The 26016-nt window shown below is 60.1% G+C and carries 29 protein-coding genes and 1 tRNA gene; 11 read left to right on the top strand and 19 right to left on the bottom strand.

Annotated elements, in window-relative coordinates; genetic code table 11:
• Positions 1-18 precede the first annotated feature (18 nt).
• Together WH299_RS13480 and WH299_RS13475 are read left to right on the top strand one after the other, a co-directional pair.
• Entirely contained in the window at positions 19-1182 is a 1164-nt protein-coding gene (locus WH299_RS13480; RefSeq protein ID WP_339550476.1) for an MFS transporter, read from the top strand.
• Positions 1179-2345, top strand: a complete 1167-nt coding sequence (locus tag WH299_RS13475) for an MFS transporter (RefSeq protein ID WP_126569998.1) — start codon at positions 1179-1181, stop codon at positions 2343-2345. The genes WH299_RS13480 and WH299_RS13475 overlap by 4 nt, the downstream gene beginning before the upstream one ends.
• Here WH299_RS13475 and WH299_RS13470 read toward each other — a convergent pair.
• Both WH299_RS13470 and WH299_RS13465 read right to left on the bottom strand, forming a co-directional pair.
• Positions 2338-2646: an addiction module antidote protein gene (locus tag WH299_RS13470; RefSeq protein WP_126569999.1), complete on the bottom strand. Its 309-nt coding sequence runs from the start codon at positions 2644-2646 to the stop codon at positions 2338-2340. The genes WH299_RS13475 and WH299_RS13470 overlap by 8 nt on opposite strands.
• A gap of 2 nt (positions 2647-2648) precedes the next feature.
• On the bottom strand, positions 2649-2942 hold the full coding sequence (locus WH299_RS13465) for a type II toxin-antitoxin system RelE/ParE family toxin (RefSeq protein WP_068937614.1): 294 nt from the start codon (positions 2940-2942) through the stop codon (positions 2649-2651).
• Between the two features lie 466 nt (positions 2943-3408).
• Here WH299_RS13465 and WH299_RS13460 point away from each other — a divergent pair, with 466 nt between their 5' ends.
• Positions 3409-3648 (top strand): DUF6124 family protein, encoded by a 240-nt coding sequence (locus tag WH299_RS13460; protein ID WP_323623926.1) that lies wholly within the window; start codon positions 3409-3411, stop codon positions 3646-3648.
• Positions 3649-3726: 78 nt separating this feature from the next.
• Here WH299_RS13460 and WH299_RS13455 read toward each other — a convergent pair whose 3' ends face one another.
• From WH299_RS13455 to WH299_RS13425, 7 genes are all read right to left on the bottom strand, one after another.
• Complete coding sequence (locus tag WH299_RS13455) at positions 3727-4032, bottom strand: DUF6482 family protein (RefSeq protein WP_339550474.1); 306 nt, start codon at positions 4030-4032, stop codon at positions 3727-3729.
• 23 nt (positions 4033-4055) lie between these two features.
• On the bottom strand, positions 4056-4580 hold the full coding sequence (locus WH299_RS13450) for a DUF3833 domain-containing protein (RefSeq protein WP_123476410.1): 525 nt from the start codon (positions 4578-4580) through the stop codon (positions 4056-4058).
• 186 nt (positions 4581-4766) lie between these two features.
• Positions 4767-4840: transfer RNA gene (locus tag WH299_RS13445), tRNA-Gly, on the bottom strand.
• A 167-nt stretch (positions 4841-5007) separates the two neighbouring features.
• Positions 5008-5892 carry an alpha/beta fold hydrolase gene (locus WH299_RS13440; protein ID WP_339550473.1) on the bottom strand — a complete coding sequence of 295 codons (885 nt, stop codon included), beginning with the start codon at positions 5890-5892 and terminating at the stop codon, positions 5008-5010.
• Between the two features lie 305 nt (positions 5893-6197).
• Positions 6198-6890, bottom strand: coding sequence for a pseudouridine synthase (locus WH299_RS13435; protein WP_122724847.1), 693 nt, complete (start codon positions 6888-6890; stop codon positions 6198-6200).
• Positions 6890-7102, bottom strand: coding sequence for a cysteine-rich CWC family protein (locus tag WH299_RS13430; protein ID WP_122724849.1), 213 nt, complete (start codon positions 7100-7102; stop codon positions 6890-6892). The genes WH299_RS13435 and WH299_RS13430 overlap by 1 nt, the downstream gene beginning before the upstream one ends.
• Before the next feature lie 68 nt (positions 7103-7170).
• On the bottom strand, positions 7171-8793 hold the full coding sequence (locus tag WH299_RS13425) for a methyl-accepting chemotaxis protein (RefSeq protein ID WP_122724851.1): 1623 nt from the start codon (positions 8791-8793) through the stop codon (positions 7171-7173).
• Positions 8794-9055: 262 nt separating this feature from the next.
• Between WH299_RS13425 and WH299_RS13420 the strand changes: the two genes are divergently transcribed.
• Positions 9056-9418 (top strand): hypothetical protein, encoded by a 363-nt coding sequence (locus tag WH299_RS13420; protein WP_028619330.1) that lies wholly within the window; start codon positions 9056-9058, stop codon positions 9416-9418.
• Positions 9419-9473: 55 nt separating this feature from the next.
• On the opposite strand, the gene WH299_RS13415 is transcribed toward WH299_RS13420, so the two are convergent.
• Positions 9474-10586: an enoyl-CoA hydratase/isomerase family protein gene (locus tag WH299_RS13415; RefSeq protein ID WP_339496891.1), complete on the bottom strand. Its 1113-nt coding sequence runs from the start codon at positions 10584-10586 to the stop codon at positions 9474-9476.
• Between the two features lie 136 nt (positions 10587-10722).
• Between WH299_RS13415 and ung the strand changes: the two genes are divergently transcribed.
• The gene (gene ung, locus WH299_RS13410) at positions 10723-11415 is read left to right on the top strand and encodes a uracil-DNA glycosylase (protein ID WP_010212240.1); all 693 of its coding nucleotides are present in this window, start codon (positions 10723-10725) and stop codon (positions 11413-11415) included.
• A gap of 15 nt (positions 11416-11430) precedes the next feature.
• Here ung and WH299_RS13405 read toward each other — a convergent pair whose 3' ends face one another.
• The 6 genes from WH299_RS13405 to WH299_RS13380 all read right to left on the bottom strand — a co-directional run bounded on the left by WH299_RS13405 (position 11431) and on the right by WH299_RS13380 (position 17851).
• A complete protein-coding gene (locus tag WH299_RS13405; protein WP_122724855.1) occupies positions 11431-12366 on the bottom strand; it encodes a beta-propeller fold lactonase family protein in 936 nt (311 codons plus the stop codon).
• Between the two features lie 120 nt (positions 12367-12486).
• Positions 12487-13515 (bottom strand): AbrB family transcriptional regulator, encoded by a 1029-nt coding sequence (locus tag WH299_RS13400; RefSeq protein ID WP_122724857.1) that lies wholly within the window; start codon positions 13513-13515, stop codon positions 12487-12489.
• The gene (locus tag WH299_RS13395) at positions 13508-15022 is read right to left on the bottom strand and encodes a tripartite tricarboxylate transporter permease (protein WP_122724860.1); all 1515 of its coding nucleotides are present in this window, start codon (positions 15020-15022) and stop codon (positions 13508-13510) included. Before WH299_RS13395 ends, WH299_RS13400 begins: the two co-directional genes overlap by 8 nt.
• Position 15023: 1 nt before the next feature.
• Positions 15024-15482: a tripartite tricarboxylate transporter TctB family protein gene (locus tag WH299_RS13390; RefSeq protein WP_339550471.1), complete on the bottom strand. Its 459-nt coding sequence runs from the start codon at positions 15480-15482 to the stop codon at positions 15024-15026.
• A 59-nt stretch (positions 15483-15541) separates the two neighbouring features.
• Positions 15542-16525, bottom strand: coding sequence for a Bug family tripartite tricarboxylate transporter substrate binding protein (locus WH299_RS13385; RefSeq protein ID WP_016975161.1), 984 nt, complete (start codon positions 16523-16525; stop codon positions 15542-15544).
• Between the two features lie 33 nt (positions 16526-16558).
• Positions 16559-17851, bottom strand: coding sequence for an OprD family porin (locus WH299_RS13380; RefSeq protein WP_123476402.1), 1293 nt, complete (start codon positions 17849-17851; stop codon positions 16559-16561).
• Between the two features lie 234 nt (positions 17852-18085).
• On the opposite strand from WH299_RS13380, the gene WH299_RS13375 reads away from it, so the two are divergent.
• Both WH299_RS13375 and WH299_RS13370 read left to right on the top strand, forming a co-directional pair.
• Positions 18086-18757: a response regulator gene (locus WH299_RS13375; RefSeq protein ID WP_010212220.1), complete on the top strand. Its 672-nt coding sequence runs from the start codon at positions 18086-18088 to the stop codon at positions 18755-18757.
• Positions 18750-20135: a sensor histidine kinase gene (locus tag WH299_RS13370; RefSeq protein WP_028619336.1), complete on the top strand. Its 1386-nt coding sequence runs from the start codon at positions 18750-18752 to the stop codon at positions 20133-20135. The genes WH299_RS13375 and WH299_RS13370 overlap by 8 nt, the downstream gene beginning before the upstream one ends.
• Here WH299_RS13370 and WH299_RS13365 read toward each other — a convergent pair whose 3' ends face one another.
• Both WH299_RS13365 and ygfZ read right to left on the bottom strand, forming a co-directional pair.
• Positions 20136-20957: an HDOD domain-containing protein gene (locus tag WH299_RS13365; RefSeq protein ID WP_068937622.1), complete on the bottom strand. Its 822-nt coding sequence runs from the start codon at positions 20955-20957 to the stop codon at positions 20136-20138.
• A gap of 36 nt (positions 20958-20993) precedes the next feature.
• Entirely contained in the window at positions 20994-21935 is a 942-nt protein-coding gene (ygfZ, locus tag WH299_RS13360; RefSeq protein ID WP_323623930.1) for a CAF17-like 4Fe-4S cluster assembly/insertion protein YgfZ, read from the bottom strand.
• Positions 21936-22075: 140 nt separating this feature from the next.
• On the opposite strand from ygfZ, the gene WH299_RS13355 reads away from it, so the two are divergent.
• Both WH299_RS13355 and WH299_RS13350 read left to right on the top strand, forming a co-directional pair.
• Complete coding sequence (locus tag WH299_RS13355) at positions 22076-22330, top strand: FAD assembly factor SdhE (protein WP_012722757.1); 255 nt, start codon at positions 22076-22078, stop codon at positions 22328-22330.
• On the top strand, positions 22314-22760 hold the full coding sequence (locus tag WH299_RS13350) for a protein YgfX (RefSeq protein ID WP_339550469.1): 447 nt from the start codon (positions 22314-22316) through the stop codon (positions 22758-22760). Before WH299_RS13355 ends, WH299_RS13350 begins: the two co-directional genes overlap by 17 nt.
• Here the strand turns inward: WH299_RS13350 and nadB are convergent.
• Positions 22729-24345: an L-aspartate oxidase gene (gene nadB, locus WH299_RS13345; protein WP_122724875.1), complete on the bottom strand. Its 1617-nt coding sequence runs from the start codon at positions 24343-24345 to the stop codon at positions 22729-22731. The two genes, WH299_RS13350 and nadB, sit on opposite strands and share 32 nt — an antisense overlap.
• Before the next feature lie 463 nt (positions 24346-24808).
• On the opposite strand from nadB, the gene rpoE reads away from it, so the two are divergent.
• Positions 24809-25390 (top strand): RNA polymerase sigma factor RpoE, encoded by a 582-nt coding sequence (gene rpoE, locus WH299_RS13340; protein WP_003172477.1) that lies wholly within the window; start codon positions 24809-24811, stop codon positions 25388-25390.
• A 32-nt stretch (positions 25391-25422) separates the two neighbouring features.
• The gene (locus WH299_RS13335) at positions 25423-26010 is read left to right on the top strand and encodes a sigma-E factor negative regulatory protein (protein WP_003172479.1); all 588 of its coding nucleotides are present in this window, start codon (positions 25423-25425) and stop codon (positions 26008-26010) included.
• Positions 26011-26016: the final 6 nt, after the last annotated feature.

Here is a 26016-nt window from a genome sequence, read left to right as displayed (position 1 = left end):
AATAAAACGAGAGGTTTCATGAAACCGCGCCTGCATTGTGCCCGTCTTGCCCTGTTCCTGTGTGGCTGCGCGGCGTTTCTCAACCTGTATGCCACCCAGAGCATTCTCCAGACGTTCGCCGCGCAGTTTCACATCAGCGCCAAGGCGGCGGGGTGGAGTATCACGGTGACCACCTTGGCGGTGGCGATCACTGCGCCTTTCGTCAGCCGGCTGACCGGGCGCTTTGAGCAACGCACGGTGATCAGCGCTGCGGCGTTGTTGCTGGCGGTGCCTGCGTTGATGACAGCCTATGCCGACAGCTTTGCCGAGGTGCTGGTGTGGCGGTTTGTGGAGGGCATGCTGATTCCGGTGGTGTTCGCTACCAGCGTGGCATACATCGGCGACCGCTGGCGTGGCGGCACGGTCACGGAGGTCACCAGCCTTTACGTGGCCGGGACGGTGTTGGGTGGGTTTGCCGGGCGCTTCGTCACGGGTGTGATGACGGAGTATGTGGGCTGGCGCGAAGCCTTTGAATTGATGGCGGTGCTAAGCCTGATGGTGGGTGGGTTTATCCAGTTCCTTTTGCCGGTCAGCCGTGCGCGATCCGTGAGGGTTGAAACTGGGTTTTCGGCGGTTTTTCGCAAGCCTTTATTGGCCGCCTACGCGGTAGGTTTTTGCGTGCTGTTTTCCCAGGTGGCGGCGTTTACCTACGCAGGTTTGTATCTCGGATTACCGCCGTTCAGCCTGGGGCCTGCGGCGCTGGGCACGCTGTACATGGTGTTCCTGCTGGCGCTGATCGTGATCCCCATCGCCGGCCGCCTCAGCAAGGCCCGGCCACATGCTGAACTGCTGAGCGTGGCTGCGGTGCTGGGTATTACCGGCTCCGCGCTGACGCTGTTGCCCTCTTTGTGGTGCATCGTTGCAGGCCTGGCCCTCAGCTCGACTGGCGTGTTCCTGGCCCAGGCGGCGGCCAACGCATTTACCACCGCGACCTCAGGTGACAACAAAGCAGGCGCCGTGGGCGTGTACCTCACCTGTTACTACCTGGGCGGCAGTTGCGGTGCGATTGTCCCTGCGTTGATCTGGGAGCGTTGGGGCTGGGCCGGGTGTGTGGTGCTGATTATCGCCTTCCAGGTGTTGACCTTGTTGATCGCGCTCACTGGCTGGAAGCCCGTTAAACCTCAACTGATCGCGACGCCATGAACGACACCTCAAACCGCCGCCGTACCTTGATCGCCGGCTGCAGCGCCCATGCGGTGCATGATGGCCTTACCGATGTTATCTACGTGCTATTGCCGATCTGGCAGGCGCAGTTCGCGCTGTCCTACGCCCAGATCGGACTGTTACGCGGTGCTTATTCCGGGATGATGGCAGTGTTCCAACTCATGGCCAGTCGCGCCGCGAAACGCTGGGGCCGTGTATCGATGCTGGTGGGCGGCACAGCACTTGCCGGTGCGGCTTATCTAATGGTGGGCCAAGCCACTGGATTGGTGATGTTGCTGCTGGCACTTCTGTTAGGTGGCTTGGGCGCCAGCACCCAGCACCCGCTGGCCTCTTCGATGATCAGCGACGCCTACGAGGACGGTGGCGGAATCAAGCAGGCACTGTCCCAGTACAACTTTTCCGGCGATATCGGCAAAACGCTGATTCCGGGCTTGATCGGGTTGCTGCTCACCGTCATCAGCTGGCGTGCCAGCGCCACGTTGCTGGGGTTGCTCGGCTTGGCAGCGGCGGGGTTGCTATGGTGGTTGGTTCCTGCAAAAGCATCCGAATCCACCTCTACAAAAAACGCAAAGCCTTTCAGCGGAAGTGGCTCCGTCACCGGCCTGCGCGCCTTGATTCTCACAGGCACCCTCGACAGCGCCGTACGCATGGGCTTTCTCACCTTCCTGCCATTTCTGCTGCAAGCGAAAGGCGCGGGCACTGCCGGTATTGGCCTGGCCCTGACGCTGCTGTTTATCGGTGGCGCATTCGGCAAATTGCTCTGCGGTTACCTGGGGGCGCGCATCGGCATGATGAAAACCGTGTGGCTGACGGAAACCAGCACCGCGTTGCTGATCGTTGCCGCCGTGTATGTGCCGCTGGCCGGGTTGATGGCGATGCTGCCGTTATTGGGCCTGGTGCTCAACGGTACGTCTTCGGTGCTGTACGGCGCCGTGCCGGACCTGGCGGGCGCGGGGAAGCGAGAGCAGGCGTTTGCGGTGTTCTACACCGGCACCATTGGGGGTGGTGCGCTGGCGCCGGTGGTGTTCGGCGGGGTGGGGGATGCGTTGGGCGTGTCGGTGGCGGTGATGGTATTGGCGGGGGTGTTGTTGGTGACGTTGCCGTTGGCGTGGGTGGTGCGGCGGGGCTTCGAGCTCAAATAAGCGAGCGGTCGACCGGATGTCCAGCCCGCGCAAATAGATCGATACCGAGGGAGTGGAGTACTTTGAGTACAGTTTCGAAGCGAGGTTTTGCGCCAGGGGCGAATGCCTTGTAAAGGCTCTCACGACCCATGCCCGCTTCGGCAGCGATCTTTGTCATTCCTCGGGCTTTAGCCACGTAGCCGATGGCGCGAAGAAATTCTTGATTGTCGCCGTCGGCCAGAACCTGAGAGAGGTATTCACTGATGGCCTCGTCGCTGTCGAGCAGTTCGGCCATATCAAATGTCGTCAGCGTTTGTTTCATGATCAAACCTCTTTTGCCAATTTTTTTGCTCTACGGATATCAGTGTCCTGGGAAGACTTGTCACCGCCTACCAGCAAGATGACGATCACCTTACCTCGCAAAGTGAAATAAATTCGATAACCCGAACCAACGTCTATCCGCATTTCTGAGATGCCGTTTCCTAGTGTCTTGATATCGCCCAGGTTACCCATGCTGGCTCTTTCGATACGTCGACCAATTGCGATCTTTGCTCGTAGGTCGCGTACTTCTGAGCGCCAGTTAATGAAGGCTTGGGTTTGCTGGATCAAATAGCTCACAGGACCTCGCGTGGCCTAACTGTATCCAAGTGGATACTTGTTGGCAATAGGAATGGCAGATGGCAAAGGCTGGGGAGGATGCGTGGGGAGCGCTTCGGTTTCAAACGTTCTTGAAGGTTTTCCTGTTGCCAAAATTTGCAGTGGCAGTTCGGGGAGAGAGGCTGTATTCGAACCTTGCGGCATTGCCTACACAACCATCAGAATCGTCCGAGTTGTGCGTCTTGGGCGACCTCTTTAAGGTTCGTCTGCCGCTGCCTATCAGCGGTCGGGTTTAGTAGCTCGATTTGATCAACGGCGTATGGCTGTACCATCGTTTAGGCATCTTGGTGTCTGTGCTCAATGGTGGCTGTACGCAGGGCACTTTCGAGTGCGCCGGTTTTGTTGATCCGCCGGTCTACTAACCTGCATACAGCCGCCACCCATTGATTAGTAGCTCTGGAAGGTGGTCCTTATCGAGGATCAACAGATGTGTAATGACTCATGTAATCCATCCGTAAAACTGTTCAGCGTCCGTCCCGAAGTCAACACCGAAGCACTGCTCGCCAACGCCTACGAAACCATCGCCGGCGCGGGAGCCATGACCAATGAGTTCGCCGAAACCCTGCCTTCCCAACAGCGCTACCTGGCCCTTGCGATTCAGCAAATGATCGAGTTGGGGCTGATGCTGGTGGAAGCGGCGCAGGACCGTGTGGATCAAGCCGCCTAGGTCACTCGGCGCACCGCATAGGCTTGCCTTCCCAGGCCGCCCATACCAAGGGGGAGGGGAGCCAACAAATTCCAGATGCTACGGGGACGAGGCCAGCGTAAACGGAATGCGCAATGCGCCGATCGGTCCTTCTCGCACACCGCACATTTCATCGTGCACGCAGTGCTGCACCAGCACGCAGGGAAAGGGCGGAACCCGTTGCAACAGGCTGCGCAAATGCGTGGTGGAGCCGATGCGCAGCGGCTTGGCGTCATCGCCCTTCAGTGTCATCTCAACGTTATCCAGCCTGATGCGCGCGATATAGAAGCCACCTTCCAGCGACAGTAACTCCAGCTCGCGAACTTCACCGTTCATGGCCAACTCAGTCAGCATTTGCAGGTTCATGTTTCACCCTCACTGCGGGTCATTCATTGGCGACGAAAGAACAGCGTGACTTGGCCCCATTCGACGCCGAACTTGGTCATGCTGGAGCGGTTGATCAAGGTGTCCTCGTCCATCAGATACATCCAGTCATCAAAGCTCACCTCGTAGACCGAACCGTCCACCGGCAGGTTGAGCCTGTAGCGCCAACGCAGCGCGTTACCTGCCACTTCGCCAATCGCCTCGCCGACCACATCACCCGCCCGGCCCTTCCAGCGCCCCGGGCCATCCGGTGTCAGCGTCCACACACGTTGTTGACGCGTGCCGTCGCTGTACAGAAAACGCTCGTCGAGAATCAACGCGTTGCCCTCGCGCCGGCTGGCGATATCCACTTCAAAGCGCTTGGTTACCTCACCGGAACGCTTCTGGAAAATGCCCCAGGCCTTGACGGGCTTGCTGAAGAAACGCTCCAGGTCCAGATGCGGCTGCTGATCAACGTAGCGCTCGACGCCTACGTTGGCGCAACTGCTCAAACTCAACATCAATAACAATGAAACCAGTAGACGTGTCATTGCTCGGCTCCGTGATTGTGCGTCAGCACGTTCGAATGATACTTGTACAAGCTTATAGGTTTGTACAGGTATTCCCGACGCGATGATTGATGCGTCAAATCGCGGCCATAAAAAAACCGGTCATCAAGGACCGGTTTTTTATGCATCCCCCGTCAAACGCAACTTGACGCGAAACGAGAATTTGAGTGGAGCGGGTAGAGGGAATCGAACCCTCGTCGGAAGCTTGGGAAGCTACTGTTCTACCATTAAACTATACCCGCTCAGAGCGGCTGACTTTGTACCAGAAGTTCGCGGGGATTTGAAGTTTTTCTTCAAAAATGTGTGGGTTATGTGCCTTTGTAGGAGCTGGCTTGCCTGCGATGGCATCGCCTCGGTTTACCTGATACCCCGAGAGCCATCGCAGGCAAACCAGCTCCTACGCAAGCATTCAAACGGCGAAGGCATGCTGCGCCTGGCCCTGGTGATAGCGCAGCCGGCTGACCTGCCGCTCCGGTTTCAAGAAGCCCACCACTGCATCCCGGCTGTCCCGGCACGCCGCCTTGTGCTCCATGTCCAGGAAATGCCCCGTCGCCTGAATCGTACTGAAGCTGCTGTTGGCCACATGCTGGCCAAACAGCTTGGCATCCTGGGCACTGGTGTATTCGTCCCATTCACCGTTGAGAAACAACACCGGAATGTCGATCTGCTTGGCCGCCTTGAGGTAGCACAAGCGATCGCTGTTCAGCACGTGGCTGATGTGAAAATGCATCTGCCCGTACTCATGCTCGGCCAGGCTGCTCACGTGCTTGTAGTTGAAGCGCTTGAACAGTGACGGCAGGTGTTTGCCGATGGTGCTGTTGACGAGGTGGCCGACGCGGTCGCGGTCGAGATTGCCGAGGTAGTCGACGCCGCGTTCCAGGTAGTCGCGCATCGGGGCGTTGATCACCGGGGAGAACGAACTGATCACGGCCTTCTCCACGCGGCGCGGGCGATGGGCGAGGGCAACCAGGGTGGCGGCGCCGCCCCAGGAAAAGGACAGTACGTGTTCGGCGGCGAAGTGATCGATGAGTTCCAGCAGGAGCTGGCCTTCGACTTCCTTCGTCAGCATTTGCTCATGGCGGTTGTGGATTTTGGAGCGGCCAGCGTAGGGCTGGTCGTACAAAACCACATTGAATTGCGGGTACAGGCTTTTCACGGTTTGGGCGAAGGATGCCGTGGTGGCCATGGAGCCGTTGACCAGGATGATGGTCTTTGCAGCAGCGTCCGCGCGATAGAACTCCGTGTAAACCCGATACTGACCCTGTATATCCAACACAGCGATTTCTGGCCTCATGTCGTAAGACTCCTGGCAAGCGGGTAGGGCGCGCAGATCACTCTGCACGAGCTTTGTGACAGGTAGGCATACGCCTGGAAAAGGAGGGCCCATGTCGATCCGGTGACGGCTGGCCGACGGCTGTTGTTATGGCGGGCTGTTTGCCTGAGAGGCCCGTAGATCAAGCGCGGGCGGGGCAAGGTGTTTCTTGGAGGTTATAGGCGACTCGCCAGTCATATTTAAACTGGTGATCCTGATTCAAGCAGCAGCGGTGCGACCCTGCAAGGTGCTGAGGCGGTTTTTTGCCATCACCGGCTGAACGGTCGTCAGACCTGTCGGATTTCGTCGTCAGTCAGCGCCCGATACTGGCCCGGCGCGAGGGCCACATCCAGCACCAAAGGGCCCATCCGCTCGCGATGCAGGCCGATCACCTTGTTATCAAAGTGCCCGAACATGCGTTTCACTTGGTGGTAGCGGCCTTCGACAATGCTCAGCCGTGCGGTGGTCGGCCCCAGTAATTCCAACTCGGCGGGTTGGGTGGTGAGGTCTTCGAATGCGAAGTACAGGCCCTGGGCAAAGGTCATCGCATACTCAGGGCCGATAGTCTGCTCGGTCTGCACGAGGTAGACCTTGGGCAGCTTGGTCTGTGGCTGCGTCAGTCGCCGCGACCATTGGCCGTCATTGGTGATCAGCATCAGACCGGTGGTGTTGAAATCCAGACGACCGGCAATGTGCAGCTCACCTTTGTCCGGCTCATCAAGTAAATCCAGCACGGTTGGGTGCTGCGGGTCTGCGGTGGCGCTTACGCAACCCTGGGGCTTGTGCAGCATGAAGTAGCGCGCCGGTTTGCCGGCCTGCAGCACTTCATCGTCAACGCACACACGGCTGAATTCCCGGACCTCATGGTGAGGATCGCTGACGGCAACGCCATCCACCGACACACGCCGCTCTGCCAGCAACAGGCGCACTTGCTTGCGGTTGAAGCGCGGCAGGTTACTGAGGAGACGATCAACCCGCATTACGTTGGCTCAGCCCCGCGCAATTGCTGATCCACCTGGGCACAGCGTGGGCACAGACAAGCCTGGTTGCGCAGCTCCGAGGGCAGGGCGTCAAGCACCGCTGGATCGATGGTGACGCTGAAGCACCAGCAGGCTTGGTCGGCTGTGCGCGGGTCGGCCAGCGTGCAGTCGTTGCGCGCGCCACAGGCGGGGCAGAGTGTAGGCGTGGTCATGGGCGGGTTCGGGCTGGATCGGGCAAGGTATGCCGTGCACGATACAGGTCCGACCCGGCCCAAGCTACTTAGAGCTGGAACTTGCTGACCAGTACGTTGAACGAAGTGGCCAAACGCGACAGGTCCTGGCTAGACGCATTGGTCTGGTGAGCACCGGCGGCCGTTTGGGTGGACAGGTCCTGGATGTTCAGCAGGTTGCGGTCCACTTCGCGGGCCACCTGGGCCTGCTCTTCTGAGGCGGACGCGATGACCAGGTTGCGCTCATTGATCTTCGCCACGCTGGCGGTGATCCGTTGCAGCGCTTCGCCAGCGTTTTGCGCCAGGGTCTGGGTGTCGTTGGCCCAGGTCAGGCTCTTGTTCATCGCCGCGACCGCATCATCGGCGCCGGTCTGGACGTCGCCAATCATCTTTTCAATATCGACGGTCGAGGTTTGAGTACGGTGGGCCAGCGCCCGCACTTCATCGGCGACCACTGCGAAGCCACGACCTTGCTCACCCGCACGAGCCGCCTCAATGGCCGCATTCAGGGCCAGCAGGTTGGTCTGGTCGGCGATCCCACGGATCACGTCGATCACCTTGCCGATTTCCCGTACTTGCCCGGCAAGATCTGCAACCGACTGAGTGGAATCGTTGATCTCACCTACCATCGAGCGCATCCCGGATACGGCCTGTTCCACTTGTTGGCGGCCGTCTTCGGCCTCGGTAGTCGCTTGGCGCGAAGCTTCCGAAGTCGACACGGCGTTGCTTGCCACTTCGTCCACGGCAGCGGTCATCTGGTTGACGGCGGTGGCGGCTTGTTGAATTTCATCATTCTGACGGGTCAGACCACGGCTGCTTTCATCGGTGACAGCGCTCAGCTCTTCGGCGGCCGAAGCGAGCTGGTCGGAGGCGTTGGCGATTTCCACCAGGGTGCCTTTCAAACCGCCCTGCATGTCCGACAGCGCCATCAGCAGTTGCCCGGCTTCGTCGGTGCGTTCGGTGGTAATGGCCTGGGTCAGGTCGCCTTTAGCAATGCGTTGTGCGCTCTCTACTGCCTGCGCGATGGGCCGAGTGATCAAGCGGGTGATCAATACACCCACAATGATCGCAATCATGAACGCCAGAACAATGCCGCTGATCATCCAGGTCAACGCGCTGGCACGCAGCTCATCGGCGGCGATGGCGCCTTCCTTGATCTGGCGGTTATTGGACTCGATCATCACGCGGATCAACTCGCGCGCCTGGCGGAACAGTTCATTGTTTGTGGTATTCAACTGAGTGCGGGCCTGATCGACCTGGCCGCCGTCAAGCAACGCCATGATGCGTTCGGAGCTGCTGACGTAGGTGGGCCAAATCTGGTCGAGCTTGTCTCCGGCTGCCCGTTCGTCATCTTCCAGCGGCGTCGCGCGATAGGTCGCGTAGGCGCTCTGGCTGCGCTTGAGTTCCTGGGCGATATCCTGGCGCACGCGCTCGCGGTCTTGTAGGGCCACGTTGCCGTTGGTTGCATCCATTAACCGATACAACCCGCGATTATGGGCGACCAGGCCATTGAGGGTGGCGGCCGTATTACTCACGGAGACAAGGTTGTTGGAGAACGTCAGCTCCAGTGCCGAAGAGAGGCGTACCACCCCTTTGATTCCCAACAGGCCGACTCCAAAGGTGATCAACGCACACAGTAAAAATGAAAGCAGCAGCTTAGTTGAGATTTTCATGGCTCGAATCCGGCGATAGTAGCGAAGGGCGCACGCTAGAGCCTCCTTGGCATGGTGCGATGTCATAGTGACATCATCGCAATTGAGAAAGTTGCGAGCCAGATAAATTTACTGAATCGATAAAGCTTGAACAGATGTATCAAGTCGTTACGGAAACGCACCAGATTCAGTTTTTGATGTCAGATATTTCGTCATTCGGTGAAAGCCGAGTGCCGCCCTCCAGCGTCGCTGGAGGTGCTCTTCCGCGGTCCAGGAGGCCGCCATGTATCGACGACTGCTGCTCAGCGCTTTACTCGGTCTGACCCTTTCCGCTTGCGTGCCCTATTACGATGGCGGCCAGAGCTATTACCGTTCCGAGGTCTACACCTCACCGGCACCGGTGTATTACTACGGCGGCGGCACGGCGTATCAGTACCGCCGTGATTACTACCCCGCACCGCGCTACTACGCGCCACAACCGCGCTATTACTCGGCCCCGCGTTATTACCAGCCGGCCCCGCGTTACTACGGGCCGCGTGCCGGTTACCGGCCGTATCCGAACCAGGGCTGGGGCGGTGATCGTTGGGGAAATGGGGGGCATGGACGCGGTTCCGACCATGGAGGTGGCCGCGGCGGTCACCGTTGACAGGCCAGTGATGCAAGCGGCGCATGAAGCGCCGCTTTTTTATGGGCGCCAATAATCAGTAATCAGATAGGTCCGCCAACGGATGGCGGCCTTCCCACGCCTTGTTGAAATGCGCCTGCACCACCGCCTCCGGGATCGTATTGATATCCGGCCAATGCCAATGCGGCGTCTGGTCCTTGTCGATCAACCGCGCGCGCACCCCTTCACTGAATTCCGGATGGCGGCAGCAGTTGAGGCTCATCGTGTATTCCATCTGGAACACCTGCGCCAGGGACAGGTGCCGGGCACGCTGAATCTGTTCCCACACCAAGTGGGCCGTCAGCGGGCAGCCTTCGCTCAACGTCTTGCCGGCACGGCTGAACAGGGGATCGGCATGCTCACGCAGTGGGCTCAAATTACGCCAGGCACACCGCACATCGCCCACATCCAGCCATTCGTCGATTTGTGCCCGGCGCGGCAGCCACTGCGCTTCGGGTTGCTGGTCGACAGCTTCCCGGGACAGCGCCTTGAGCAGGCTGTTGAGTTGCATCTCTGTCTGTTCCTGCCAGTTCAGTTGCAGCAAACCATCAAGCAACTCGTCTTGCTGATCATCGCGCAGGAAGCGGTCGGCCAGGCCGAGGTCCAGAGCGTCGCGGCCGTTGATATGGGCGCCGGTAAGGCCCAGGAACAACCCCAGCTTGCCCGGCAGGCGCGACAGGAACCAACTGGCGCCGACGTCCGGGTACAGGCCGATGCTGATCTCCGGCATGGCCAACCGGCTGCTTGGTGTGACGATGCGCACCGCCGCACTCTGCAGCAGGCCCATGCCACCGCCCAGCACGTAGCCGTGACCCCAGCAGATCACCGGTTTGGGGTAAGTGTGCAGGCGGTAATCAAGACGGTATTCCGCCGCAAAAAATTGCGCCGCCAGGGCTGGCACTACGCCAGGCTGTTCCCGACAGGCCTGCGCCAGGCTGCGCACTTCACCCCCGGCGCAAAACGCCTTGGGGCCGTTGCCGCGCAGCAGTACGCAGTGGATGTTCGGATCCTTGGCCCAGGCGTCAAGGTGTTCGCCCAGGGCCAGGATCATCGGCAGGGAAAGGGCATTGAGGGATTTTTCAGCGTCGAGGCTGGCGATGCCGATGCGGGCACCGTCGCTGCCGGTCAGCTCTTCGAAGTGCAGGTTCATCGTGACCTCAATCGAGAAGGTGAAGGATGAGTATGATCGCTTCGTAGGAAAGCGCCGTTGGTGTGTCAGATCAATTGACAAGCGGGGTCGGCTTTCCTAGGGTTCGCCTCATTCTTTTTGACAAGACTATTCAACCATGACCGAAGACGACCGTATCAAACTCGAACCCAGCTGGAAACACGCCCTGCGGGATCAGTTCGAGCAGCCGTACATGGCCCAGTTGCGCGAGTTCCTGCGCCAGGAACATGCCGCCGGTAAAGAGATCTACCCGCCCGGCCCGCTGATTTTCAACGCGCTCAACTCTACACCGCTGGATAAGGTCAAGGTCGTGATCCTCGGCCAGGACCCGTACCACGGCCCCGGTCAGGCTCACGGCCTGTGCTTCTCGGTGCAGCCGGGCGTGCCAGCGCCGCCGTCGCTGGTCAATATCTATAAAGAACTCAAGCGCGACCTTAACATCGACATCCCTAATCACGGCTACCTGCAAAGCTGGGCCGACCAGGGCGTGCTGATGCTCAACACCACCATGACCGTCGAGCGCGCCAATGCCAACGCCCATGCGGGCAAGGGCTGGCAATTCTTTACGGATCGGATTATCGAAGTGGTCAGCGAGCATCAGCCACATCTGGTGTTCTTGCTGTGGGGCGCGCATGCCCAGGGTAAGCAGAAGCTGATCGACGCGACCAAGCACCTGGTGTTGACGTCAGTGCACCCGTCGCCGTTGTCGGCGTATCGCGGATTTCTGGGGTGCGGGCATTTCAGCCGGACCAACAAGTTTCTTGAGCAGAATGGTGAGACGCCGATTGAGTGGCGGTTGCCGCCGGTTTGATACCCTAGCCCTGCCTTACAGCCGGACTTCCGCCACTGTTGAATTGCCGATATTTGCGACATATGCACTTCGGCCGTTGGGGGCCACAGCGATTCCACGTGGCTTGTCGAAACCAGGGATTATGCCAGTCACGGTTTGGGTACGAGTATCGATAATGCTGACTCGGTTGCCATCGGTTTCGGTGAGATAGGCTCGCTCCAGCATGGTGTGAAAAGCTATCTGAAAAGGGCCGAGCAGGCCGCTGAGGATCGAGCTTGCCTGTGCGGTGATAGTATCCCCGATATACACCTCGCCACGGTCTCGGTAGGTGATGTAGACGCGAGCGGCGAAGCGAGCATGAGCAATGCTGGTGGGTTCTCCAGCAACCGTATTGGTTTGGAACACGACCCGGTTGGTGCCTAGGTTGATACTGGTCCAATCATCGGCTGTTGATGCCACATGTGAGCGGGCGTTTCCGGGGGCTACACAAATGTCTTTGGCATAACGCACGGCGGTGGCGATGATTCGCTGGTGGTTGGTGGTGTTGATCGCAACGACTTCGCAAGCGCCGTGGTCGGCGATGTACAGGCGCGCACCGGTGGAGTTCAACGCCATGCCATTGACGGTGGTGAATCCGCCGATTTGATTGATAACGGTGTCGCTTGAGGTGTCGATCACCGTAATGGGGGTATCGCTCGCCTGGCTGTTATCGCTGGCATAGAGGCGATGGGCTGACGGGTGCATGGCGAGCCAGATGGGCGAACCCACCCCGACAATCGTTGTGAGGACGCTCATGTTTGCGGTGTTGATGACCGTAATGCCTCGTGGGAGTGTGGCGCTGGCGACATAAAGCCGGCTTCCATCTGTGTTAAGTACAAGGCGATTAGGAGATCCCTGCACGGGAGTCGTGTTGATGATCGCAGCGGGTTCATCATTCTCGTCGTCCGCGACGGTAGGGGGGAGGGGTGTCATGTTTTAATCCTCAAGGGTTCAGTAGCACGATTGAGGATTACGGCGATGAGCTTGCCTAGCTGTGAGAGTTGACAGTTCAGACAAATGGCAGCGATCCGAAGTGAACCACTGCCACCCGGGTCAAGATTGCCGGTTCCAGCGCCTGAACAACGGCTCCGCCAGAAACAGTACAAACAACAATCGCATCACTTGCATGGCCGTCACCAACGGCACCGACAGTTGCAGGGTCTCGGCTGTAAGGCTCATCTCGGCAATACCGCCGGGCATCATGCCCAGGGTCAGCGAGCGCAGGTCCAGATGGGTCAACACACTCAGCCCTACCGCCGCCAAGGTTGCCAGCGCCATGGTCAAGGCCGTACCAATCAGGGTGCGGCCCATGAACGAGGGCGCGCGACGAAAGAATTGACGATTGAAGTGGCAACCCAGGCCGCTGCCGATCAACCATTGGCCAATCTGGCTGCCGCCGTCTGGCAGGCCGATATGCAAATCCCACACGACGCTGGCCGTCGCACTCACCAGCAGCGGCCCGAACAACCACGGGTTTGGCTGACGCAACCGCTGCCAACCCCAGGCCACCAGCGCGCCTATCGGAAACAGCACCAACAGCCAAGGCCAACTCACCGGCGCCGGATGAAACTGCGGCGTGCCGCCTTCCAGCAGATATTTGAAGATCGCCGGTACACACAGCACCACTACCAGCACTCGTAGACTCTGCCCCGCCGCGACACGGCTGAGCACCGCCCCATTGCGTGCGCCGAGGTTGACCATCTCACCGGACCCCCCCGGCATGCTGGAGAAAAACGCGGTGGCGCGGTCTTCACCGCTGCGGCGCATCAGCCACACCCCGACGACGCTCGATAGGCTAGTGACCAGCGCGCCGACGAAGATCAGCCCGAAGTGGCTCATCACCTGCTCAATCACCACCGGGGTGAAGTGCAGGCCAATCCCGATCCCCACTACCCATTGGCCGCATTTGCGCCCGCCGGGAATCTCCGCCAATTGCCACGGCGTGAGGCAACGCACCAGGATGATCGCCAGCAACGAGCCGACCATGTACGGCAAAGGCCAGCCGACGAGGCTGGCCAGGTAACCGCCGGCCAGGCCGACCAGCGGTGTTCCCCACCAATGTTTAAAGGTGACCTCAGACATCGGCCACGGCACGACGCTGCAGGGCACGTTTGCGGTAGATGCGGATCAACGGGAAGGCCAGCATCAGCGCCGTCAGTACCCACACGCCAAAGGTGATCGGGCTCGACCAGAGGATCTGCAGGTCACCGTTGGAGATCGACAGCGCACGGCGCAGGTTCTGCTCCATCAAACCGCCGAGGATAAAGCCGAGCAGTACCGGCGACAGCGGGAAGTCGAGCTTGCGCAGGATGTAGCCGAAGATGCCGATACCGACCATCAGGAACAGGTCGAAGGTGGTGGCGTGCACGGCGTAAACACCAATCGCCGTGATGATGGCAATCACCGGCACCAGCGCCCAGTTCGGCACGGCGAGGATACGCGTGAAGATGCGGATCATCGGGATGTTGAGGATCACCAGCATGATGTTGGCGATAAACAACGAGGCGATCAGGCCCCAGACGATGTCCGGTTGCTGTTGGAACAGCAGCGGACCCGGGGTGATGTTGTACAGCGACAATGCGCCGATCATCACCGCCGTGGTGCCCGAACCGGGTACGCCCAGTGTCAGCATCGGCACCAGGGCGCCGCAGGCGGACGCGCCGATGGCGGTTTCTGGAGCAGCGAGGCCGCGCATGTCGCCCTGGCCGAACTTGCCGCTGGCACCGGCCAGGCGTTTTTCGGTCATGTAGGCAACGGCCGAGGCCAAGGTCGCACCGGCACCTGGCAAGACGCCCATGATGAAACCCAGCAAACCGCAGCGGATGTTGACGACAAAGACCGCGCCCGCTTCCTTGAGGTTGAACATCATGCGGCCCGTGGCCTTCACGGCTTCCTGGCCACGGTGGGTTTTTTCCAGCAGCAACAGGATCTCGCTGATGGAGAACAGGCCCAGCACCAACACCACAAACTGGATGCCGTCGGTGAGGTGGATGTTGTCGCCGGTAAAGCGGTACACGCCGCTGTTCGCGTCGATGCCGACAGCCGACAGGAACAGGCCGATCAGCGCAGCAACAAAGGTCTTCAAGGGTTTGTCACCGGCCATGCCGCCGAGACAGACAATCGCAAACACCATCAGTACGAAATATTCCGCCGGCCCAAAGGCAATCGCCCATTTGGCCAGCAACGGCGCAAACAACACCATGCCGCAGGTGGCGATAAACGCGCCGATGAACGAACTCCACGCCGACAACGACAGCGCCACACCGGCCAGGCCTTTGCGGGCCATCGGGTAGCCGTCGAGGGTGGTCATCACGGTGGAGGCTTCGCCCGGGATGTTCAACAGGATCGAGCTGATACGCCCGCCGTATTCGCAGCCCAGGTACACGGCTGCCAGCAGGATCAGCGCCGATTCAGGCGGCAGGCCCAGGGCGAACGCGATGGGGATCAACAACGCCACGCCGTTGATCGGGCCCAGGCCCGGCAACAGGCCGACCACGGTGCCGATCAGGGTGCCGCACAGTGCGGTGATGAGGTTGTAAGGGGACAGTGCAACGCCGAAGCCCTGGCCCAAGTAGCCGAAAGTATCCATATCAGTTCTCCAGAACGTCTAGCAGGCCGAGGGGCAGCGGCACATCCATGGCTTTATCGAACAGCAGGTAAAGGCCAATCGCCATCAGGCTGACGATCACCACACTCGGCAACCAGCGGCCGCCATACAGGCGAGCCATCGGAATGCCGATCAGCATGCTGCTGAGGATGAAACCCAGGGGTTCGAAGGTGCCGGCGAACACGATCAACAGGCCGACACAGATGCCGATCTTGATCAGGGTTTCGCGGTCCAGCGCGGGTTCTTCTTCAGTGTGTTTGGTCGGCTGTGGGCGGAACAGCATGTAGATCAGTGCCAGACTCATCAGCCCGAGCATCAGCAGCGGGTAGGCGCGAGGTCCTACCGGCTCGTAGGAAAACGACGCCTGATACGGCCAGGCCATCAGTGCCAGGGCGGCACAGGCCAGCAGCAGCACGGCGGCGAAAATGCGTTGTAAGAGCATGTGAAACTCCTGGGCCACGCCACTGGGTCAAGGGGCGTGGCCGCACAAAAGCGGGGCGATTACTGGATCAGGCCGAACTCTTTGGCCAGCACTTTGTAGTCAGCCACCTGTTTCTTCACGTAGGTGTCCAGCTCCGGGCCGGTCATGGCGAACGGGAACAGCTCGCGCTGGTCGCGCAGCTTGGCGAACTCTTCCGAGGCCAGCAGTTTGTCGAACGCTTCTTTCCACCAGGCGTAGTCGGCATCGCTGACTTTTGGCCCAAGGTAGAAGCCACGCACCACCGGCCAGACGATGTCGTAGCCTTGCTCTTTGGCGGTCGGAATATTCTTCATTTCCGGCTCGTCCAGGCGCTGCTCGGAGAACACGGCCAGCAGGCGCATGTCACCGCTCAGGATGTGCGGCATGGAGTCGGAGATGTCGGTACTGCCCACCTGGATATGGCCACCCAGCAGAGCAGTGGCGATTTCGCCGCCGCCTTCGAGGGCCACGTAACGCAGTTCGCGCGGGTTGATCCCGGCGGCCTTGGCGATCAGCGCGGTTTGCATCCAGTCCTGGCTGCCGACGGTGCCGCCGGAACCGATCACCACGCTACCCGGATCTTTTTTCAGGGCTTTGACCAAATCGTCCAAGGTCTTGTAGGGCGAGTCGGCTTTCACTGCGATGGCCCCGTAGCTGGTGCCGACCGCTGCCAACCAACGCACGGCGCTTTCATCGAAGCGACCAAACTTGCCCTGGGCCAGGTTCAACAGCGAACCGCTGGACCAGGCTACCAGGGTACCGGCATCGGCTGGACGCTGGGCGACCACGGCGTTGTAGGCCACTGCGCCGACGCCGCCTGGCATGTAGGTCACGCGCATCGGCTTGCTCAGCAGCTTCTCGTTGACCAGCGCGCTTTGTGCCAGTTTGCAGGTCAGGTCAAAACCACCGCCAGGCGAGGCCGGGGCGATGCATTCCGGACGCTTGGGCTCGTCGGCAGCCAGCAGTTGGCCGGCGAACAGCATGCAGCCGGCGGCGAGGGCCAATTTACGCAGTGAAGGGGTCATGGTTATCTCCATCTTTGTTGTTATGAGGGGTTACTACCAAAGTGCGACGCTATAGCTGACCAGCAAGCGCATTTCATCCGCATCACGGGCTGAGTAGTTGGAACGGTACGTGGCATTACGCAGGCGCACGGCTACATCCTTGAACGTGCCGGTCTGCACTACGTACTTGATCTCGCTGTTGCGTTCCCACTCCTTGCCGGTCTCGCCATTCTTGAGCTTGATGTTGTCACCTGACAGGTAACGGCTCATGAAGCTCAGGCCGGGAATCCCCAGCTTGGCGAAGTCGAAGTCGTAACGCGCCTGCCAGGAACGCTCTTCGGCGCCCGCAAAGTCGTTGATCTGCACGAAGTTGACCAGGTACGGGTCGCTGCCATCCACATACGGGAAGGCGCTGTCGCCGGACATGTGCTGGTAGCCGGCGCTGAGCTTGTGGCCATTGAGGGCATAGCTGAACAGGCCGTTGAGGGATTTATTGTCGATCTTGCCGCCGCGGGCGCTGCCGGTGTCATCGCTGATGGCCAGGCGCAGGTCGGTGCCGAAGGTGCCGGGGCCCATCGGGCGCGCAGCCACCAGGCCGAGGAAGTGCTGGCGGTACACGTCGTCGAGTTGGGCGAAGTGGTAGCTGCCGGTGATCTTGTCGGCGAATTTGTAGTCGGCGCCGCCAAAGTTGAAGTGCTTGCCGGTAGCGCCGCTGACGAAGCGGCTGTTCTTGTTGTTGAGGGCGATGTCTTCGTAGTTGCTGTCGTCGCGGTCCTTGGCTTTGTCCAGGCGGCCACCGGTGAACACCAGGTTCTTGAATTCCTTGGACGTGATCATGCCGCCATTGAAAGTCTGCGGCAGGATGCGGCCGTCATTGGGCTTGAGGATCGGCAGTTCGGGGATCAGCGAACCGATCTTCAGCTCGGTGGCCGAGATCTTCACTTTGCCGGTCAGGCCCAGCTTGGAGTACTCGTCGGCGGCGCGGCCATCATCATGCGTGGGCAGCAGGCCGGTGCCGGTGCGGTCGGGGCTGGAGTCGAGCTTGACCCCGAGCATGCCCAGCGCATCCACGCCAAAGCCGACGGTGCCGTCGGTGTAGCCCGACTGCAGGTTGAGCATGAAGCCCTGGGCCCATTCGTCGCGCTTGGATTGCTGTGCGCTGGTGCCATCGCGAAAGTCGCGGTTGAAGTACATGTTGCGGGTTTCCAGGGTCGCGCTACTGTCTTCGAAGAAGGCAGCCTGGCTAAGCGGCGAGAAGCCGGCAAGGGTAGCAGCACTGGCGAGGGCGGTCTGGGTCAGGCGAGAAAAACGAACAGGCGAGGGGGCCTGGGGCTGTGTCGACAGCATCGTTGTGTACTCCGTTATTGTTCTTATTTTGGCGAAAACGCTTCGAGGCGTTTTTCGGGCGCGGCGCTGAAGCCGCTCGGCGGGCATAGACCACCGTGGCTGGATGCTAAAGGGCGAAGCTTTCACTAACCTTTCAGTTGGCTTTCAATGTTTTCGGGCTTCACAGGGCAGACGGCGCCTGTAAACTGCCCAGCAAAGCGTGGCGCCGACCACCCCTGAATGAGGTAGAAATCCATGCGTGTCTTGCTGGTTGAAGACCATCTGCAACTCGCCGAAAGTGTCGCGCAAGCGCTCAAGAGCACGGGTCTGACCGTCGACGTGCTGCACGATGGCGTGGCGGCGGACCTGGCCCTGAGCAGCGAGGAATACGCGGCGGCGATCCTCGATGTGGGACTGCCGCGCATGGACGGTTTCGAGGTGCTTGCACGCCTGCGCGCCCGTGGGAAAAATCTGCCAGTGCTGATGCTGACGGCGCGCAGTGATGTGAAAGACCGTGTGCACGGTCTTAACCTGGGGGCCGACGACTACCTCGCCAAGCCTTTCGAGCTCACCGAGTTGGAAGCGCGGGTCAAGGCTTTGTTGCGACGCAGCGTACTGGGTGGCGAGCGCCAACAGGCCTGCGGCGTGTTGGTCTATGACCTCGACACCCGACGTTTCACCGTGGGCGGCGAGCTGATGACGCTCACCTCTCGTGAACAAGCGGTGCTTGAGGCGCTGATTGCTCGGCCAGGCCGGGTGATGAGCAAGGAGCAACTGGCTTCCCAGGTGTTCGGCCTGGACGAAGAAGCCAGCCCCGATGCCATCGAAATCTACGTGCACCGCCTGCGCAAGAAGCTCGACGGCCAGCCCATCGCTATCGTGACCTTTCGCGGCCTCGGCTACTTGCTGGAAGCCCGCGATGCATAAGCCCAGCAGCCTGCGTTGGCGCCTGCTGTGGAACCTGGCGTTGTTGCTGGTGCTGTTGATGCTCGCCAGTGGCATGAGCGCCTACTGGAATGGTCGCGAAGCCGCTGACACCGCTTACGATCGCACGTTGCTGGCCTCGGCGCGCACCATCGCCGCCGGCTTGACCCAGGTGGATGGCACCTTGAGTGCGAACGTGCCGTATGTGGCGCTGGATACGTTCGCCTACGACAGCGCCGGACGCATTTATTACCAGGTCAACGACATCGACCAGAAGCTCATCTCTGGCTATGAAAACCTGCCCGGCCCACCGCCAGGCACGCCGCGTACCGATGACTATCCCGCACTGGCACGCTTCTATGACGCCGTGTATCAAGGCCAGGAAGTGCGCGTGGTGAGTTTGCTCAAGGCCGTTTCCGAACCGAACATGAACGGTATGGCGGAAATCCGCGTGGCCGAAACCGATGAAGCGCGCGTGAGCATGGCGCGCAGCTTGATGGCCGACACCTTGCTGCGTTTAGGCATGCTTGCCATCGGTGCGTTGTTGCTGGTGTGGTTTGCCGTGAGTGCGGCATTGCGCCCGCTGGAGCGCCTGCGCACGGCGGTCGAAGAGCGTCAGCCTGACGACTTGCGTCCATTGCCATTGGTGGAAGTGCAGCATGAGTTCGGGCCGCTGGTGCGCTCGCTCAACCACTTTACCGAACGCCTGCGCGGACAGTTCGAACGACAGGCGCAGTTCATCGCCGATGCAGCTCATGAATTACGCACGCCACTGGCCGCGCTCAAGGCACGACTGGAACTGGGCTTGCGCGCCGAAGACCCCGCCACGTGGCGCACCACTCTGGAAACCGCGGCTCAGGGCACTGACCGCCTGACCCATCTGGCCAATCAATTGCTGTCTCTGGCACGTATCGAAAACGGTGCCCGCGCCATTGCCGAGGGCGGCGCACAGTTACTTGACCTCAGCCAGTTGGCCCGGGAGCTGGGCATGGCCATGGCGCCGTTGGCCCACGCACGCGGCGTGGCGCTGGCGTTGGAGGCCGACGAACCGGTGTGGTTGCGCGGTGAGCCGACCTTGTTGAATGAGTTGCTGAGCAACTTGGTGGACAACGCCCTGGCTCACACACCGCCGGGCGGCAACGTGATTCTGCGGGTGACGGCGCCGGCGGTGCTGGAAGTGGAGGACGATGGCCCAGGTATCCCGCTGGATGAGCGGGATCGCGTGTTCGAGCGTTTCTATCGTCGCAGTCAGCAGGGTATGGGCTCAGGCCTGGGGTTGGCGATTGTCGGTGAGATTTGTCGGGCGCACCTGGCACAGATCAGCTTGCATGATGGCGAGCTGGCCGGGTTGAAAGTGCGGGTGAGTTTTATCGCGGGCTGATCAATAGAACATCGAGCGGGCTTCGTCCAACTCGGCGCGCAAGGCTTCGCTGTACGGGTCGAACCGCAGTTTCTTGATCGCAGGCAAGGTCGAGACCGGTACGCTGGCCAAGGGGTGATCGGTGCCGCGATGGCAATACAACACGGCCACCTGCACCAGGTCGACGTAGTCGAGGCTGGCTGAATCGCGCTCCAGGTTGAGGTATTGGCCGGGCAGTTTGGCGAGCATTTCCGGAAAGTCCCAGCCGCTCAGCAGTTTGTCACCGAGCAACGGGTGGATGCTCTCGATGACGTGATTGAGGCTGACCGGGTCCGAAAGCAACTCGTAGTGGTCTTCGGCGTACGTCAGGATCGGCAGCACGCCGATCTGGTGTACCAGGCCGCCGAGAGCGGCCTGGTCTGGCTTGAGCTGGCTGTGGCTACGGCACAAGGCATAGCTGACGCCCGCCACTTCCAGGCTGCGGCGCCATACATCACGCATCTTCTGTTCGACCACGTCGGAGCGGGCGTGGAAAATCTGCTCCATCACCAGGCCGATCGCCAGGTTGCTGCTGTAGTTGGTGCCCAGCCGGGTGATAGCGGTGTGCAGGTCGGTGACTTCCTGGGTAGCGCGCAACAACGGGCTGTTGACCACTTTGATCAGGCGCGCCGACAGCGCGGTGTCGCGACCGATGACTTTGCTCAAGTGGCTGATGCTGATCTCCGGGTCTTCAGCGGCCTGACGAATATTCAGGGCCACTTCCGGCAATGTCGGCAGAACCAGGTCATCGTTGTCGATGGCCGTCACTAAAGCCTGTTGGACTTTTTCCGCCAGCTTGTTCATTCATGCTCTCTAGGGTGTTGCAAAAAGGTACGGCGACTAGCGTTGGATCTCTCGATCACGGTCGAGCGTGTAAGGCAGGTCGAGCAGTTGCAAGCCGGGACCTTCCAATGTGCCTACGTGCACATCGCCACTATCGGCAGCTTCGGCTTGCAACACGGCCAGAAGTTCAATGGTCTGGCCGGCTTTTGCAGCAAGCACCACTTCACCGATTGCGCTGTTGTGGCTGGGTGAAAAGAGTGGCGTGCCTGGCTCGGGCATTTCAGGCGCATCGAGGCTCAAACGGTACAGGCGACGCTTGAGTTTGCCCAGGTACTGCATGCGCGCAACGATTTCCTGGCCGGTGTAGCAGCCTTTCTTGAAGCTTACGCCGCCAACGGCCTGCAGGTTGAGCATCTGCGGGATAAACAGCTCGCGGGTTTGCAGCATGACCTGGCCGATGCCTGCGCGGATTTGCCCCAGCAGCCATTCATTCAGATCGGCTTGTTCAAGGGTTGCAGCCAATTGACCGCGTATGGCGTCGCCTTGCTCGGCAGGCACCCAGAGTTCAGCGCGATCTGGGGAGATACGGATGGCGATCAACCTATCGTTGCGGGCGACGCTGTCGGTATCGGCGGGTAGTTCAAGGCCAAGGCTGGCCAGGGCCGGGTCCGCATTCACCAGGCCGAAGCGCACCCAGGCGGCGCTTTCGTCGGTGAGCTTGGACTTGGAGAATACGGCGTACTTCTTCAGGTCGGCCAGTTGCGGTTCCAGCAGTGCGGTGGCCATGGCCAGCAACACGCCGTCACCTTGCAGCAGGATGCGGAAGCTCGACTGCATGCGCCCTTTTTGCGTGCAGCGCGCGCCGAGGCTGGCCTGGGTATCGCTCAGGTAATTGAGGTTGCAGGTCAGTTGGCCCTGAAGGAATTTGGCGGCATCAGAGCCGCGGACGGCGAGAACGCCTTCGTGGGACAGGGGGCAGAAGAAAGCAGAGTCAGCCATGGGTCATCGCAGGTCAAAAAGTCATGGGTGCATCATAGAGGGGCGCCCGGCAAATGGATAGTTTCCGTATGGGGCGACCAAAGCCGACTGTTCCGGTGCCGTCTGGCCTGTATACTTGCCGCCTATTTGAGGAGCGCTCCATGGTCGAAGAAGTAGAAATCAATCGCCTCTACTGGCACAGCCGTCGTGGCATGCTGGAGTTGGATGTGTTGTTGGTGCCTTTCACTAAAGAAGTGTACGCAACGCTCAACCAGGTGGATCGCGACCTCTACGTCAGGCTGCTGACTTGTGAAGACCAGGACATGTTCGGCTGGTTCATGGAGCGTGCCGAGTCTGAAGATCCGGAGCTGCAGCGCATGGTTCGGATGATCCTGGACCGTGTCCAGCCCAAGTAATTGCTTTGAATGCCGCTGGCAGGCCTCACGGCTGTTGCTGGCGGCGTATCTCCTTGCCCAGCTGTTTGCACTGGGTACGTTGTTGTTTCTTGATCTGTCCTATTCAAGCCTTGGCCTGCTGGTGTGTCTGGTGCACGCGGCCTGGGTTTTGCCGCGCTCTGTCCTGCTGACTCACCGTTCGTCGATTCGTGGCCTGCGTCGCGACGCCGACTGCTGGCAGTTGCTCAATGCGGAGCAGGGCTGGCACAGCGTGCAATTACGTCCCGACAGCCTCGCTTTGCCATTGATCGTCGTTTTGCGTTACCGGGTGCCAGGCGAATGGCGGATACGTTCTGTGTGTGTGCCCAGGGATTCGCAGGTCGCCGATGTGCATCGGCGCCTGCGGGTTCGTCTGAAGTTCAGCCGCCGTAGGTGGCTGGCACCAGGATAGTGTCGCGGGCTTCGGGCAGCATCTGTGGGTAGTCGAGGGTGTAATGCAGGCCGCGGCTTTCCTTGCGTTCCATCGCCGAGCGGATCATCAGTTCGGCCACCTGGGCCAGGTTGCGCAGTTCGATAAGGTCGCGGCTGACCTTGTAGTTGCTATAGAACTCGTCGATTTCATCCAGCAGCAAGCGCACGCGATGCTGCGCGCGTTGCAGGCGCTTGTTGGTGCGCACGATCCCCACGTAGTCCCACATGAAACGGCGCAGCTCGTCCCAGTTGTGGGCGATGATCACATCTTCGTCCGAGTCGGTGACCTGGCTGGCGTCCCAGCGGGGCAGGGCGGCCGGCACCGGAATGCGCGGCAGTTGTTCAAGGATGTCCGCCGCCGCCGAGCGCGCATAGACGAAACATTCGAGCAGCGAGTTGCTGGCCATGCGGTTGGCGCCGTGCAGGCCGGTGAAGCTGGTTTCGCCAATTGCATACAGGCCTGGGACGTCGGTGCGGCCGTGCTGGTCGACCATCACGCCACCGCAGGTGTAGTGCGCGGCCGGAACTACGGGGATCGGGCCTTGGGTGATGTCGATGTTGAACGCCAGGCAACGCTCATAGACGGTGGGGAAGTGGGTCTTGATGAAGGCTTCGGGCTTGTGGCTGATGTCCAGGTAGACGCAGTCGATGCCCAGGCGTTTCATTTCATGGTCGATGGCGCGGGCGACGATATCGCGCGGGGCCAATTCGGCGCGTGGGTCGAAGCGCTGCATGAAACGTTCGCCGTTGGGCAGTTTCAGGTGGGCGCCTTCGCCACGCAGGGCTTCGGTAATCAGGAAGCTCTTGGCTTGCGGGTGATACAGGCAAGTGGGGTGGAACTGGTTGAATTCCAGATTGGCCACCCGGCAGCCCGAGCGCCAGGCCATGGCAATCCCGTCGCCACAGGCACCGTCGGGGTTGCTGGTATAGAGGTAGACCTTGGCCGCGCCGCCGGAGGCAAGAATGGTGAAGCGCGCACCGTACGTGTCGACTTCGCCGCTGGCGCGGTTGAGTACGTAGGCGCCGAGGCAGCGTTCGCCGTCCAGGCCCAGGCGTTTTTCGGTGATCAGGTCGACCGCGACGCGTTGTTCCAGCAATTCTATATTGGGGCGCTGGCGAGCCTGGTCGAGCAGTGTCTTGAAAATAGCGGCGCCAGTGGCGTCTGCCGCATGAATGATGCGGCGGTGGCTGTGGCCGCCTTCTCGGGTCAGGTGGAACTCAAAACCGCCGTCGTCGCTGCCCGCGTGTTCGTCGCGGGTAAAGGGGACGCCTTGATCGATCAGCCATTGAATGGCTTCACGGCTGTGCTCGACGGTGAAGCGCACTGCTTGCTCATTGCACAGGCCACCGCCGGCGTTGAGGGTGTCTTCGACGTGGGATTGCACCGTGTCGGTGTCATCCAGCACCGCGGCGACACCCCCCTGGGCCCAGAATGTCGAGCCGTTGGCCAGGTCGCCTTTGCTCAGTACCGCAATGCGCAGGTGGCTGGGGAGGGTCAGCGCAAGGCTCAAACCGGCCGCGCCGCTGCCGATCACCAGGACATCGTGTTGAAACTGTTGGCTCATTGGAAGGATTCCGCAAAAAGCGATCCGAAGAGGTGGCGCAAACAGGACGCCTGGATCGGCGAATCAAAGGGTCACACGGGCTACTAGTATATAGAGGGGTGGAGCGGCACAATAGCCGGGCATTCGTGGCAATGTGAGATTACGGTGCACGGCTAGGGTAAAATCGCCAGGTTATTGAGGTGGGAACTTTTTGCATAAGCCCCGACTCAATAGCAGGTTGCCCGAAAGCTGGGAAAACGTTGAGTTTATTGGCCCGTCGGGAGCATTGGACGCGTCAGAAAACCGGCGACAAGATTATTCGCGCAGTCGGCCATGTCCGTACTGCGTTTTTCGTGTGTGCCAAATCAGTGCGTGCCGGAAACTTGCTTGAAGGGGGAGAACTTTTGCGAAAAGACCGAGTCTATGTTTGCAAGCCTGATCGTTTAGTTATGCAAGCCTCCTTCAAGTACAACGAGGAGTGTTCATGCTAACCCAGGAAGAGGATCAGCAGCTGGTCGAGCGCGTTCAACGCGGCGACAAGCGAGCTTTTGATCTGCTAGTGCTGAAATACCAGCACAAAATTCTCGGGTTGATCGTGCGGTTTGTGCACGACACCCATGAAGCGCAGGACGTTGCACAGGAAGCTTTTATCAAGGCTTACCGTGCACTTGGTAACTTTCGCGGTGATAGTGCGTTTTACACGTGGCTATATCGAATCGCCATCAACACGGCGAAAAACTATCTGGTGTCTCGCGGACGCCGGCCACCGGATAGCGATGTAAGTTCAGAAGATGCGGAATTTTACGATGGTGATCACGGCCTCAAGGATCTCGAGTCGCCGGAGCGTGCATTGCTGCGCGACGAGATCGAAGGCACCGTTCATCGCACTATTCAGCAACTGCCAGAAGATTTGCGTACGGCGTTAACTTTACGTGAATTCGATGGTCTGAGTTACGAAGACATTGCGAGCGTCATGCAGTGTCCGGTGGGGACTGTAAGGTCACGGATTTTCCGGGCCCGGGAAGCCATCGATAAAGCCTTGCAACCGTTGTTGCAAGAGAACTAAAGACAGCGGCGACAGCCAAGAGAGGAACCGCCATGAGTCGTGATGCCCTGCAGGAATCGCTGTCCGCAGTGATGGATAACGAAGCGGATGAACTGGAACTTCGTCGAGTGCTCAACGCATTTGATGATGCCGAAACCCGTGATACCTGGTCTCGTTACCAAGTCGCTCGGGCGGTGATGCACAAGGATCTTCTAATCCCTCGTCTGGATATTGCTGCGGCCGTTTCTGCCGCGCTGGCTGATGAAGCCGTTCCGGCAAAAGCTGCTCGTGGTCCATGGCGTAGCCTGGGTCGCCTGGCAGTAGCTGCCTCGGTGACTGTTGCCGTATTGGCCGGTGTTCGCCTGTACAATCAGGACGAAATCGCCGGTGCCGAACTGGCCCAGCAGACTCAGCAACCAGTGATGGCTGGACCTCAAGTCAAAGGCCCAGCGGTACTGGCCGGCTACAAGGAAAGCTCAGACACCACCGGCCCGATGGCTAACGGTGTACTGCAAGGGCAATCCGGCTGGCAAGACCAGCGTCTTCCAGGCTACCTGCGCCAGCACGCACAGGAATCGGCTCTGAAGGGCACTGAAAGCGCTCTGCCATATGCTCGCGCAGCAAGCCTGGAAAACCGCTAATCCGTA

This window comes from Pseudomonas sp. MYb541, assembly GCF_037479595.1.
Taxonomy (GTDB): Bacteria; Pseudomonadota; Gammaproteobacteria; order Pseudomonadales; family Pseudomonadaceae; genus Aquipseudomonas; species Aquipseudomonas canadensis.
Note: the sequence above shows the minus strand (reverse complement) of the source record. Positions and strands in the feature narration are given on the sequence as shown.

Excerpts from the sequence above, each read along its gene's own strand:
- ung (WP_010212240.1), top strand. The coding sequence starts at position 10,723 with ATGACCGAAGACGACCGTATCAAACTCGAACCCAGCTGGAAACACGCC.
- WH299_RS13380 (WP_123476402.1), bottom strand. The coding sequence starts at position 17,851 with ATGCTGTCGACACAGCCCCAGGCCCCCTCGCCTGTTCGTTTTTCTCGC.
- WH299_RS13435 (WP_122724847.1), bottom strand. The coding sequence starts at position 6,890 with ATGCGGGTTGATCGTCTCCTCAGTAACCTGCCGCGCTTCAACCGCAAG.
- WH299_RS13390 (WP_339550471.1), bottom strand. The coding sequence starts at position 15,482 with ATGCTCTTACAACGCATTTTCGCCGCCGTGCTGCTGCTGGCCTGTGCC.
- WH299_RS13375 (WP_010212220.1), top strand. The coding sequence starts at position 18,086 with ATGCGTGTCTTGCTGGTTGAAGACCATCTGCAACTCGCCGAAAGTGTC.
- WH299_RS13335 (WP_003172479.1), top strand. The coding sequence starts at position 25,423 with ATGAGTCGTGATGCCCTGCAGGAATCGCTGTCCGCAGTGATGGATAAC.
- WH299_RS13420 (WP_028619330.1), top strand. The coding sequence starts at position 9,056 with ATGTATCGACGACTGCTGCTCAGCGCTTTACTCGGTCTGACCCTTTCC.
- WH299_RS13370 (WP_028619336.1), top strand. The coding sequence starts at position 18,750 with ATGCATAAGCCCAGCAGCCTGCGTTGGCGCCTGCTGTGGAACCTGGCG.
- WH299_RS13460 (WP_323623926.1), top strand. The coding sequence starts at position 3,409 with ATGTGTAATGACTCATGTAATCCATCCGTAAAACTGTTCAGCGTCCGT.
- WH299_RS13480 (WP_339550476.1), top strand. The coding sequence starts at position 19 with ATGAAACCGCGCCTGCATTGTGCCCGTCTTGCCCTGTTCCTGTGTGGC.
- WH299_RS13365 (WP_068937622.1), bottom strand. The coding sequence starts at position 20,957 with ATGAACAAGCTGGCGGAAAAAGTCCAACAGGCTTTAGTGACGGCCATC.
- ygfZ (WP_323623930.1), bottom strand. The coding sequence starts at position 21,935 with ATGGCTGACTCTGCTTTCTTCTGCCCCCTGTCCCACGAAGGCGTTCTC.
- WH299_RS13440 (WP_339550473.1), bottom strand. The coding sequence starts at position 5,892 with ATGAGGCCAGAAATCGCTGTGTTGGATATACAGGGTCAGTATCGGGTT.
- rpoE (WP_003172477.1), top strand. The coding sequence starts at position 24,809 with ATGCTAACCCAGGAAGAGGATCAGCAGCTGGTCGAGCGCGTTCAACGC.
- WH299_RS13400 (WP_122724857.1), bottom strand. The coding sequence starts at position 13,515 with ATGTCTGAGGTCACCTTTAAACATTGGTGGGGAACACCGCTGGTCGGC.
- WH299_RS13405 (WP_122724855.1), bottom strand. The coding sequence starts at position 12,366 with ATGACACCCCTCCCCCCTACCGTCGCGGACGACGAGAATGATGAACCC.
- WH299_RS13355 (WP_012722757.1), top strand. The coding sequence starts at position 22,076 with ATGGTCGAAGAAGTAGAAATCAATCGCCTCTACTGGCACAGCCGTCGT.
- WH299_RS13455 (WP_339550474.1), bottom strand. The coding sequence starts at position 4,032 with ATGAACCTGCAAATGCTGACTGAGTTGGCCATGAACGGTGAAGTTCGC.
- WH299_RS13475 (WP_126569998.1), top strand. The coding sequence starts at position 1,179 with ATGAACGACACCTCAAACCGCCGCCGTACCTTGATCGCCGGCTGCAGC.
- WH299_RS13430 (WP_122724849.1), bottom strand. The coding sequence starts at position 7,102 with ATGACCACGCCTACACTCTGCCCCGCCTGTGGCGCGCGCAACGACTGC.
- nadB (WP_122724875.1), bottom strand. The coding sequence starts at position 24,345 with ATGAGCCAACAGTTTCAACACGATGTCCTGGTGATCGGCAGCGGCGCG.
- WH299_RS13450 (WP_123476410.1), bottom strand. The coding sequence starts at position 4,580 with ATGACACGTCTACTGGTTTCATTGTTATTGATGTTGAGTTTGAGCAGT.
- WH299_RS13415 (WP_339496891.1), bottom strand. The coding sequence starts at position 10,586 with ATGAACCTGCACTTCGAAGAGCTGACCGGCAGCGACGGTGCCCGCATC.
- WH299_RS13470 (WP_126569999.1), bottom strand. The coding sequence starts at position 2,646 with ATGAAACAAACGCTGACGACATTTGATATGGCCGAACTGCTCGACAGC.
- WH299_RS13425 (WP_122724851.1), bottom strand. The coding sequence starts at position 8,793 with ATGAAAATCTCAACTAAGCTGCTGCTTTCATTTTTACTGTGTGCGTTG.
- WH299_RS13395 (WP_122724860.1), bottom strand. The coding sequence starts at position 15,022 with ATGGATACTTTCGGCTACTTGGGCCAGGGCTTCGGCGTTGCACTGTCC.
- WH299_RS13385 (WP_016975161.1), bottom strand. The coding sequence starts at position 16,525 with ATGACCCCTTCACTGCGTAAATTGGCCCTCGCCGCCGGCTGCATGCTG.